At 66.1% G+C, this 10,279-nt stretch carries 9 protein-coding genes; all 9 read left to right on the top strand.

Going from position 1 to position 10,279, the window contains the following annotated elements; translation table 11 throughout:
* The coding region (locus QOJ24_RS04390) for a mannosyltransferase YkcB-related protein (protein ID WP_526259476.1) at positions 1-704 on the top strand (704 nt) is incomplete at its 5' end.
* Positions 705-751: 47 nt separating this feature from the next.
* Positions 752-2,023, top strand: a complete 1,272-nt coding sequence (locus tag QOJ24_RS04385) for a bifunctional glycosyltransferase family 2/GtrA family protein (RefSeq protein ID WP_526259475.1) — start codon at positions 752-754, stop codon at positions 2,021-2,023.
* 26 nt (positions 2,024-2,049) lie between these two features.
* The gene (locus tag QOJ24_RS04380; protein WP_526259473.1) at positions 2,050-3,954 is read left to right on the top strand and encodes an ArnT family glycosyltransferase; all 1,905 of its coding nucleotides are present in this window, start codon (positions 2,050-2,052) and stop codon (positions 3,952-3,954) included.
* Between the two features lie 79 nt (positions 3,955-4,033).
* A complete protein-coding gene (locus QOJ24_RS04375) occupies positions 4,034-4,525 on the top strand; it encodes a beta-class carbonic anhydrase (RefSeq protein WP_526259471.1) in 492 nt (163 codons plus the stop codon).
* Between the two features lie 75 nt (positions 4,526-4,600).
* Positions 4,601-6,595 carry a glycoside hydrolase family 15 protein gene (locus tag QOJ24_RS04370; RefSeq protein WP_526259469.1) on the top strand — a complete coding sequence of 665 codons (1,995 nt, stop codon included), beginning with the start codon at positions 4,601-4,603 and terminating at the stop codon, positions 6,593-6,595.
* Positions 6,596-6,721: 126 nt separating this feature from the next.
* Positions 6,722-6,937 (top strand): ferredoxin, encoded by a 216-nt coding sequence (locus QOJ24_RS04365; RefSeq protein WP_099040758.1) that lies wholly within the window; start codon positions 6,722-6,724, stop codon positions 6,935-6,937.
* Positions 6,934-8,337 carry an NAD(P)/FAD-dependent oxidoreductase gene (locus QOJ24_RS04360; RefSeq protein ID WP_526259467.1) on the top strand — a complete coding sequence of 468 codons (1,404 nt, stop codon included), beginning with the start codon at positions 6,934-6,936 and terminating at the stop codon, positions 8,335-8,337. The genes QOJ24_RS04365 and QOJ24_RS04360 overlap by 4 nt, the downstream gene beginning before the upstream one ends.
* A 24-nt stretch (positions 8,338-8,361) precedes the next feature.
* The gene (locus QOJ24_RS04355) at positions 8,362-9,636 is read left to right on the top strand and encodes a cytochrome P450 (RefSeq protein WP_526259465.1); all 1,275 of its coding nucleotides are present in this window, start codon (positions 8,362-8,364) and stop codon (positions 9,634-9,636) included.
* Positions 9,637-9,691: 55 nt separating this feature from the next.
* A partial coding sequence (locus QOJ24_RS04350) for an alcohol dehydrogenase catalytic domain-containing protein (RefSeq protein ID WP_526259463.1) occupies positions 9,692-10,279 on the top strand: 588 nt, incomplete at its 3' end.

Genomic DNA, 10,279 nt, shown 5'->3' with positions numbered 1-10,279 from the left:
CGCTGCCGTGTGCGACCGCGCTGGCAGGGGCCGTCGTCGTCACCTCGATACTGGCGTGCGTTCTGTTGGCAAGGGCGCAGGGCTGGCTGCCGTGGCTGTCGGCCGCCGTCGCCGTCGGCGGATTGGGTGCGGCGGTGCTGCTGTTGGTGTCAGGTCGGGTGAACACGACCGTGGCTCGCACTGCCGCGGGCCTGGCGATCGCGGTGGCTCTTGCGGGCCCGACCGCGTATGCGCTGGCGACGGCGGCGACACCGCACCGCGGGGCCATCCCATCGGCGGGCCCGTCACGCGCCGGTGCGATGCCGTTGGGTGCGGGCGGTCTGCTTACCGCTCCGACTCCCAGCCCCGCACTGTCGGCGATGCTCGCCTCGGGCGCCGACGACTACACGTGGGCGGCGGCGGCGATGGGATCGAACAACGCCGCGGGTTACCAGTTGGGCAGCGGTGCCCCGGTGATGGCGATCGGCGGATTCAACGGCACGGATCCCGCTCCCACGCTTGACGAATTCAAGCGGTACGTCGCCGACAAGAAGATCCACTACTTCATCCGCGGCCGGATGATGATCGGTCAGTGGGGCGGCCGCGGGGCATCGGGCAGCCGAGAAGCCGCGGGCATCGCCGACTGGGTCGAGACGCGATTCACGCCGACCACGGTGGACAAGGTCGTCATCTACGACCTGACTCAGCCGATGAAGAAGACATAGCTTGCGCATAGCTTCACCCAACGACCGACACACGCTGCTACTCGACCATGGGACTCATGACAGACATCGTTCTCGACCGTGACGCGGGCTCGCCGAACATCCGCTTCCAAGCGCGACCGAACGCGGCGCTGACGGCCCGCCAGAAGGGGGTTCCCGTGCTCGATGTGGTGGTTCCGGTATACAACGAGGAAGCGACGCTCGCCGACTCGGTGTACCGCTTGCACCGCCATCTGCGTGACCAGTTCCCGTTCCCGGCGCGCATCACGATCGCGGACAATGCCAGCGTCGACGGCACCTCCCGCATCGCGGAGGAACTCGCCGCCGAGCTCGACGACGTCCGGGTCGTGCGGCTGGAGCAGAAGGGGCGTGGGCGTGCGCTGCACGCGGTGTGGTCGACCTCGGACGCCCCGGTGCTTGCGTACATGGACGTCGACCTGTCGACCGACCTGGCCGCACTCGCTCCGCTTGTGGCACCGTTGATCTCCGGCCACTCCGACCTGGCGATCGGGACCCGGCTGGGCCGGGGAGCGCGAGTGGTGCGCGGACCCAAGCGCGAGATCATCTCGCGCTGCTACAACTTCATTCTCAAGTCGACGCTGGCGGCGCGCTTCTCCGACGCCCAGTGCGGGTTCAAGGCCATCCGCGCCGACGTTGCGCACCGCCTGCTTCCGCATGTCACCGACACCGGCTGGTTCTTCGACACCGAACTGCTGGTGCTGGCCGAACGAGCAGGGCTACGCATCCACGAAGTGCCGGTCGACTGGGTGGACGACGCGGACAGCCGGGTCGACATCGTGGCGACCGCGGCCGCCGACCTCAAGGGCATCGCGCGACTGCTGCGCGGCTTCGCGTCGGGCTCTATACCCGTGCAAACTGTTGCGGCACAGTTGAGTTCGTCACGCCGGGCGGCTCCGCCGGGATCGCTGCTGCGCCAGACGGTGCGGTTCGCGAGCATCGGGATCGCCTCCACGGCCGCCTACCTGCTTCTGTTCATGTTGCTGCACGGTTGGCTGGGCGCCCAGACCGCGAACCTGATTGCCCTCCTGGTCACGGCGATCGGCAATACCGCGGCCAACCGCCGCTACACATTTGGAATCGCGCACGGCGGCAACGTCGCGCGCAATCACGTCGAAGGACTCATCGTCTTCGGTATCGCGCTCGGCATCACCAGCGGTGCGCTGGCATCGCTGCACACCATCGTGCCGGAGCCCGGTCGATGGGTCGAGGCCACCGTCTTGGTGGGCGCCAACTTGTTGGCCACCGCCGTCCGCTTCGTCCTGCTGCGCGGCTGGGTGTTCCACCCGCGCCGAAACCGCTGACACACGTAAGCAAAGGAATCCCATCAATGACAATCACTGCCGATTTTGAGACGCAGGCAGCCGTGACGGTCGGTGACCTGCCGCCGGGCAGGCCGCGCTGGGAAAGACCCGCGCTGCTGGCTCTGCTGGCCGGTACGGCCGTGCTGTATCTCTGGGGACTCGGCTCGTCGGGCTGGGCCAACGACTATTACGCGGCTGCGGCGCAGGCGGGCACCCAGGACCTCACTGCCTGGCTGTTCGGGTCGCACGACGCAGGCAATGCCATCACCGTCGACAAGCCGCCTGCGGCGTTGTGGGTAATGGCGTTGTCCGGCAGGCTGTTCGGCTTCAGCGCGTTCACGATGCTGTTGCCGCAGGCGCTGATGGGCGTCGGCGCGGTCGGCTTTCTCTTTGCCGCTGTGCGGCGGGTCAGCGGACCGGGCGCCGGCCTGATCGCCGGCGCCGCTCTGGCGCTGACGCCGGTCGCGGCGCTGATGTTCCGGTTCAACAACCCCGACGCGCTGCTGGTTCTGTTGATCGTCGCTGCCGCGTACTTCGTGGTGCGAGCGACCGAGAACGGCAGCGCCATGTGGATGGGGCTGGCAGGTTCTGCGCTCGGCTTCGCTTTCCTGACGAAGATGTTGCAGGCATTCCTGGTGGTTCCGGGCCTGGCGCTGGCGTTCCTGGTCGCCGCTCCCATCGGAATGTGGCAGCGAGTCTGGAAGCTGATGGTCGGCGCCGCTGCGATGATCGTGTCGGCGGGTTGGTACATCGCCCTCGTCGAATTGTGGCCGGCCGACTCGCGGCCCTACATCGGCGGCTCCAGTTCGAACAGCCTGTTGCAGCTCGCGTTGGGCTACAACGGAATTGACCGCATCGCCGGCGGCGGCCAACCCGGTGGCGGTCCTGGCGAACACGATGGCTTCGGCGGGGCGGGCAACATCTTCTTCGGCGGCGCGCCAGGCATCGGCAGGATGTTCGGGCAGTCGATGGGTACCGAAGTCTCCTGGCTGCTGCCTGCCGCTCTGATCGGATTTATTGCCGCGCTGTGGTTGACCCGCAAGGCCGGCCGGACGGACAAGCTGCGCGCCAGCCTGCTGCTGTGGGGTGGATGGCTGCTGGTCACCGCCGCAGTGTTCAGCTTCATGGACGGCACCATCCACCCGTACTACACCGTGGCCCTTGCCCCGGCGGTCGCGGCGCTGGTCGGATTATCGGTGCGTGAGCTGTGGCAGATCAGGGACAGGCTGTGGTCGCGTCTCGTGTTAGCGGCGATGTCGGCGTTCACCGGGGTGTGGGCGTTCGCCCTGCTTGACCGCACGCCGGACTGGTTGCCCGCACTGCGATGGGTCGTGCTCGTCGGATCGGTGGTGGTGGCGCTCATGCTCGCCGCGGGCGCGCAGCGGAAAGGTCGCGCGGTCGCGGTGTTGGCGGCGGGGGCGATCGTGTTCGCCGTGGCGGCACCCGCGGCCTACGCCGTCGAGACCGTTGCGACCGCGCACAACGGACCGATCTCGACGTCCGGTCCGAGCAAGGGTGACGCGTTCGGTCCTCCAGGAGGTGGGGGACCGGGCGGACCCGGCCGACCGGGTGGGCCGGGAGGTCGGACGGCAGACAACGCCGCGCTGGCCGAGTTGGTCGGAGGACTTGACAACCGTTGGGCCGCAGCGACTATCGGCTCCATGGGTGCGAGCAGCCTGGAGCTCAAGAGCGGCGCGTCGATCATGGCGATCGGTGGGTTCACCGGAAGCGATAACTCACCGACGTTGGCACAGTTCCAGGATTACGTGGCTAATCACGAGGTCCGGTACTTCATCGAGGGTGAACACTTCGGCCCGCCCGGCCACCGTGAGTCGGGCGCCGCGAGCGAGATCACGGACTGGGTGAAGCAGAACTTCACGGCCGGCGATGTCGGCGGCAGCACCGTCTACGACCTGACCGCGCCCAAGTAATCGCGCTGATTTTGACTCGTGGGACTCCGAGGCCGTGTTGTTATCGTCGTGTGGTTTGCCATCGAGCAAGGAGGTCGCAATGTCGGTGACCGACGACTACCTGAAGAACAACGAGGAGTACGCGAAGAGCTTCTCCGGCCCGCTGCCGCTACCGCCGAGCAAGCACGTTGCCGTGGTGGCGTGCATGGATGCCCGACTCGACGTCTACCGGATCCTCGGCCTGAACGACGGCGAGGCACACGTCATCCGGAACGCGGGCGGGGTGGTCACCGACGACGAGATCCGCTCACTGGCCATCAGCCAGCGGCTGCTCGGCACCAAAGAAATCATCCTCATTCATCACACCGACTGCGGCATGCTGACCTTCACCGACGACGGGTTCAAGCAACAGATCCAGGACGAGATCGGCATCAAGCCGGAATGGGCGGCCGAGGCCTTTCAGGATCTCGACGAGGACGTTCGGCAGTCGATCCGCCGCATCGAGGCGAGCCCGTTCGTCGCCAAACACGAGTCGCTAAGGGGTTTCGTCTTCGACGTCGCCACCGGCAAGCTCAACGAGGTCAAGGCCTGAGGATGGTCGTGTTCAGAAGGCTCGGGTAGCGGGTAAACGCGTACGCCGGCGGCATCGACGGTCAATGATGGCCAGATGGTCCTGCAGCAGACGACGGCGGCCGACAAGAACGGCTCCGGCGGGCAGTTCGATGCAACCGCTCCGGTGCCAGACGTACCCGGCAGCTTGCGGAATCCTTTTCCGCCGATCGCTGACTACGCCTTCCTGTCTGATTGTGAGAACACCTGCCTGATCTCGCCGAGTGGATCGGTGGAGTGGCTGTGCGTGCCACGGCCCGACTCGCCCAGCGTCTTCGGAGCCATCCTGGATCGCGGCGCCGGACACTTCAGGCTCAGCCCCTACGGCGTCTCTGTCCCTTCCGGCAGGCGGTACCTGCCGGGCAGCCTGATCCTGGAGACCACCTGGCAGACGCACACGGGCTGGATGATCGTCCGCGACACGATGGTGATGGGCCCGTGGCGCGATGTCGAGACGCGGTCGGGTACGCACCGCCGCGTACCAATGGACTGGGACGCCGAACACACGATACTGCGTACAGTGCGCTGCGTGAGCGGCACCATCGAACTGGTGATGGACTGCGAACCGTCGTTCGACTACCACCGGGCCAGCGCGAGTTGGGAATACTCGGCCAGTGGATACGGGGAAGCCGTCGCGCGGGCCAACCATGACCCCGATGCGCACCCGACACTGCGGCTGACGTCCAACCTGCGCATCGGGCTCGAGGGCCGCCAGGCTCGGGCCCGCACCAGGCTGAAGGAAGGCGACAACGTCTTTGTCGCGCTGAGCTTCTCGAAACATCCCGCGCCCCAGACGTATGACGAGGCCGTGGACAAGATGTGGACGACGAGCGAATGCTGGCGGCAATGGATCAACATCGGTAACTTCCCGGATCACCCGTGGCGATCGTACTTGCAGCGCAGCGCGTTGACGCTGAAGGGGCTGACCTATTCGCCCACCGGGGCCCTCCTGGCTGCCAGCACCACATCCCTACCGGAAACTCCTCAGGGCGAGCGCAATTGGGACTATCGCTACTCATGGATCCGCGATTCGACATTTGCGCTCTGGGGTCTGTACACATTGGGCCTCGATCGCGAGGCCGACGATTTCTTCTCCTTCATCGTCGACGTGTCCGGCGCGAACACCGAAGAGCGCCATGAACTTCAGGTAATGTACGGCGTCGCGGGCGAGCGCAGTCTGGTCGAGGAGGAACTGCATCACCTGTCCGGCTACGACAACGCCCGTCCGGTACGGATCGGCAACGGTGCCTTCGGCCAGCGGCAGCACGATGTCTGGGGTTCGATGTTGGATTCGGTGTATCTGCACGCCCGGTCCCGCGAGCAGATTCCCGAGGCGTTGTGGCAGGTACTCAGACAACAGGTCGAGGAGGCGATCAAGCATTGGCGCGAGCCTGATCGTGGCATCTGGGAGGTGCGCGGTGAACCGCAGCACTTCACGTCGAGCAAGATCATGTGTTGGGTGGCGCTGGACCGTGGGGCCAAGCTCGCTGAGTTGCACGGCTGGACGAAAGACACCAAGGCATGGCGCGCTATCGCCGAGGAGATCAAGGCCGACATCCTGGCCAACGGCGTCGATTCCCGCGGCGTACTCACCCAGCGCTACGGCAACGACGCCCTCGACGCCTCGCTGTTACTCGCGGTGCTGACCCGGTTCCTGCCACCCGACGACCCGCGGATCCGCGCCACCGTGCTGGCCATCGCCGACGAGCTCACCGAGCAGGGGCTGGTGCTGCGCTACCGCGTGGAGGAGACCGACGACGGGCTGACCGGCGAGGAAGGCACCTTCACGATCTGCTCATTCTGGCTGGTGTCGGCACTGGTCGAGATCGGTGAGATCCACCGCGCCAAGCACCTGTGCGAACGGCTGCTGTCCTTCGCCAGCCCCCTGCACCTCTACGCCGAGGAGATCGAGCCACGCACCGGACGACATCTCGGCAACTTCCCGCAGGCATTCACCCACCTGGCGCTGATCAACGCCGTCGTGCATGTCATCCGCGCCGAAGAAGACGCCGACGGGTCTGGGGCGTTCCAGCCCGCGAACGCTCCGATGTAACCGCTGACGCCAACACCCAAAAGCGCAATTTACAACTGCGTAAGCGGTACTGTCGGCCCCCTCTCGCGACGTCACGGGAGCAGCGCTGACCAGCCCTCAGCGTCGGTTGAGAAGGAGCCGAGAAGCATGCGAATCGTCGTGGATCTGAATCGGTGCCTCGGGTACGCGCAATGCGTTCCGCTCGCGCCGGAGGTTCTTCAACTGCAGGGCGAGGAGGCGCTCGCATACGACCCCAATCCCGATGACTCGCAACGTCAGCAGGTTGCGCGGGCGGTCGCGTCGTGTCCGGTGCAGGCGATCATCGCCGAGATGGACCCACCGGCGGACCGGACGACGAAGTGAGTACGCAGTCGCTGGTCGACGATCTGGTCCAGACATTCAAGGCGCAAGGTCGGATCGTCATTGTCGGGGCCTCCCTGGCCGGGCTGCGTGCTGCCGAGGCGTTGCGCGACGAGGGCTTCACCGGCTCGCTGACCATCATCGGCGACGAGGTGCACGAGCCGTATGACCGGCCGCCGCTGTCCAAGCAGGTCCTCAAGGGATGGGTGCCTGCGGGTAACACCAAGCTGCCACGGATGCGAGCGATCGACGCCGACTGGCGCCTCGGCGTGGCGGCCACCGGCCTGGACCGCGACAACCACGAAGTGTTGCTCGCCGATGGCGACAAGGTGCCGTATGACAGGTTGCTGATCGCCACCGGCGTCCGGTCCCGCGCGTGGTTCAATCCCGAGGAGGCCAAGCTGAAGGGCCTTTTCACGCTGCGAACCAGCGACGATGCGGCCGAGTTGCAGGCGGGCTTGAAGGCCCGCCCGAAGCGGGTGCTGATCGTGGGAGCCGGGTTCATCGGCTCGGAGATGGCGTCCGTGTGCCGTGATCTCGGACTGGACGTGACGGTTGCCGAGCGATCGAGTGCGCCGTTGGTCGGCGCGCTGGGCGGGGTGATCGGCGATATCGCCGCCAAGATGCACCGCGATGCCGGAGTCGACCTGCGCACCGGAGTGGCCGTGGAAGCGCTCAAGGGCGACGACGACGGGCACGTGCGACAGGCTCAACTCTCGGACGGCACCCTGCTCGACGTGGATGTGGTGGTGGCGTCGCTGGGATCCGTCCGCAACGTCGAATGGCTCGAAGGCGCCGAACTCGCCAGCGGATTCTGGGGCGTGGCGTGCGATGCCGGATGTCGGGCGTTCGACATCAATGGCGTTGTGACTGACAACATCTTCGTCGCGGGCGACATCGCGCGGGCCCCGCATGTGCTCTACGAGTACCAGTTCATGGCGATCGAGCACGTGGACGCCGCGGTGCTCGGTGCCCAGACTGCGGCCCACAACATGGTCAACCTCGAGAGGGCACGCCGACCGCATCTGCCGTTGCCGCAGTTCTGGTCGGGCCAGTTCGGCGTCAACATCAAGGGCTGCGGCGTGTGCTCGTTCGGTGACGAGATCGTGTTCACCCAGGGCTCGGTCGAGGATCTCCGGTTTGCGGCCGCGTTCGGCAAGAACGGCCGCATCGTTGGAGCCATCACCTTCAACCACGGCAAGTGGCTCGAGTACTACGCCAGGCTCATCGAGCAGTCGGCGCCATTCCCGCCCCCGCCGCCGGGGTACGACGTACCGGCGAATGCGGAGCCGATGTCTGCGCGCTTCGGGGATCCGCGCGCTCCGACAGGGATTCCCGACGTCGTGCTCACCGGCCACGATCCGACGTCGCGGGGCGCCGAGTTTCGCCCCAAGAGTCGCTAGCCCGCAGACCAGGAAGGAGCCGCAATGACAACCGCAGAGACCGCATGGACCGAGGCGATGAGGTATGAGAACCGCCACGACCCCTACCGGTTCTTCGACGAACTCCGCAAGACACCCGTTGTGCAGGTGGCCGACAAGGTCTACGTCGTCACCGGTTACCGCGAACTCCTGCAGCTCGCACACGACCCGCACGTCAGCTCGGACATCTCGAAGAGTCCGATATCGGCCCGGCCGGCGGCCGATGCGCCCGACGTCGGCGCCGAGCACATGCAGGCGTACGGACGGGAGCCGAGCCTGATCGTTTCCGACCCGGCCAGGCACGACAAGCAGCGCCGACAGGTGATGCGGCACTTCGCGCCGCCGCACTCTCCGGACGTCATCCCCAACATGGCAGTTGATATCCAGGCACTGTGCGACGACTCGCTGGACGCGATCAAGGCGAAGGGCGGCAACACCTTCGACGTCGTCGACGACTATGCGTATCCGGTACCGGTAGCGGTCATCTGCCAGATCCTTGGCGTTCCCCTGAAGGACGAACCCACCTTCCACGGCTGGATCTTCGATTTCATGGCGGGAGCGGACATGGGGCCGGACGCCAAGACGGACGAAGGTCAGGCCCGGCTGGCGAAGGGCAAGGAAAGTACCGCCGCCCTCACCGCTTACATGAATGACCTGATTGAAGGGTTCCTGACGGAACCACAGGACAGCGTGCTGTCCAAGCTTGTCAACGACAAGGACGGTCCGGACGGGCCGATGACCCCCAAGGAAGCTGCCGCCAACGCGATGCTGCTGCTGATCGCCGGGCACGATTCGACGGTGAACACCATCGCGCACTGCGTGCTGACGCTGCTGCGCAATCCGGAGTCGATCGACCTGCTCCGCGAGAAACCGGAACTGATCCCCAAGGCGATCGAAGAGGTCCTGCGGCTGCAGTCGGCCGTGCAGTTCTTCCCCAGCCGCAGCGTTACCGCCGACATCGAGGTCGGCGGGACCGTGATCCCGGCCGGATCGGCGGTGCATCTGCTGTATGGCGCTGCCAACCGAGATCCCGAGCGATTCCCCGACCCCGAGAAGTTCGATATCCAGCGCCCGGACAACCAACACGTGGGTTGGGGCCGCGGAGTGCACAGCTGCGTCGGTGGTCCACTGGCACGCCTCGAGGTCAACATCGCGCTCGAGACGTTCCTGCGGCGTGTCGAGAACCCGCGGCTGGTCGTCGACCCGCCGCCGTACCGGGTCAACCAGGTGTTCCGTGGTCCGCTGCATCTCGAGGTCGAGTTCGACCGGATCGAGGACTAACACCATCAAGGCATTTCGGTTCGTCGAATGGCAGCAGCCGGGGCAACTTCGAGACGTGCCGGTCCCAGAACCGCGGCCGGGGGAGGTCTTGGTCAAGGTCGGCGGCGCCGGTGCCTGCCACTCCGATCTGCATATCTTGGAAGCACCCGCTGGGACGCAGGCTTTCACGCTGCCGTTCACCCTCGGGCACGAGAACGCCGGCTGGGTGGAGAAGATGGGGCCGGGCGCAACAGGTTTCGCGCCAGGTGATCCCGTCATCGTCTACGGCCCGTGGGGTTGCGGGCTGTGCATGAACTGCCGTCAGGGGCTGGAGAATTACTGCCAGAGCGCCGGTAAACCCAGTCCCGGTGGCCTCGGCGGCACGGACGGCGGGATGGCCGAGTACGTCCTCGTCCCGGCAACCCGCTATCTGATTCCGTTGGGTGATCTGGATCCTCGGGAGGCGGCCCCGCTGTCCGACGCCGGTCTCACCAGTTATCACGCTGTAAAGCGATCTGTGCATCTGCTGGGGCCGGGTTCCACTGCAGTCGTCATCGGGGCTGGCGGTCTCGGGCAGATGGCCATCCAGGTTCTCAAGGCGCTCGCCTCGGCGACAACGGTTGTCGCCGTGGACACCTCGGCTGAGAAGCTCGAGATCGCAAAG

Origin of the sequence: Mycobacterium sp. (assembly GCF_032159775.1) — a bacterium.
In the GTDB taxonomy this organism is placed as follows: domain Bacteria; phylum Actinomycetota; class Actinomycetes; order Mycobacteriales; family Mycobacteriaceae; genus Mycobacterium.
Note: the sequence above shows the minus strand (reverse complement) of the source record. Positions and strands in the feature narration are given on the sequence as shown.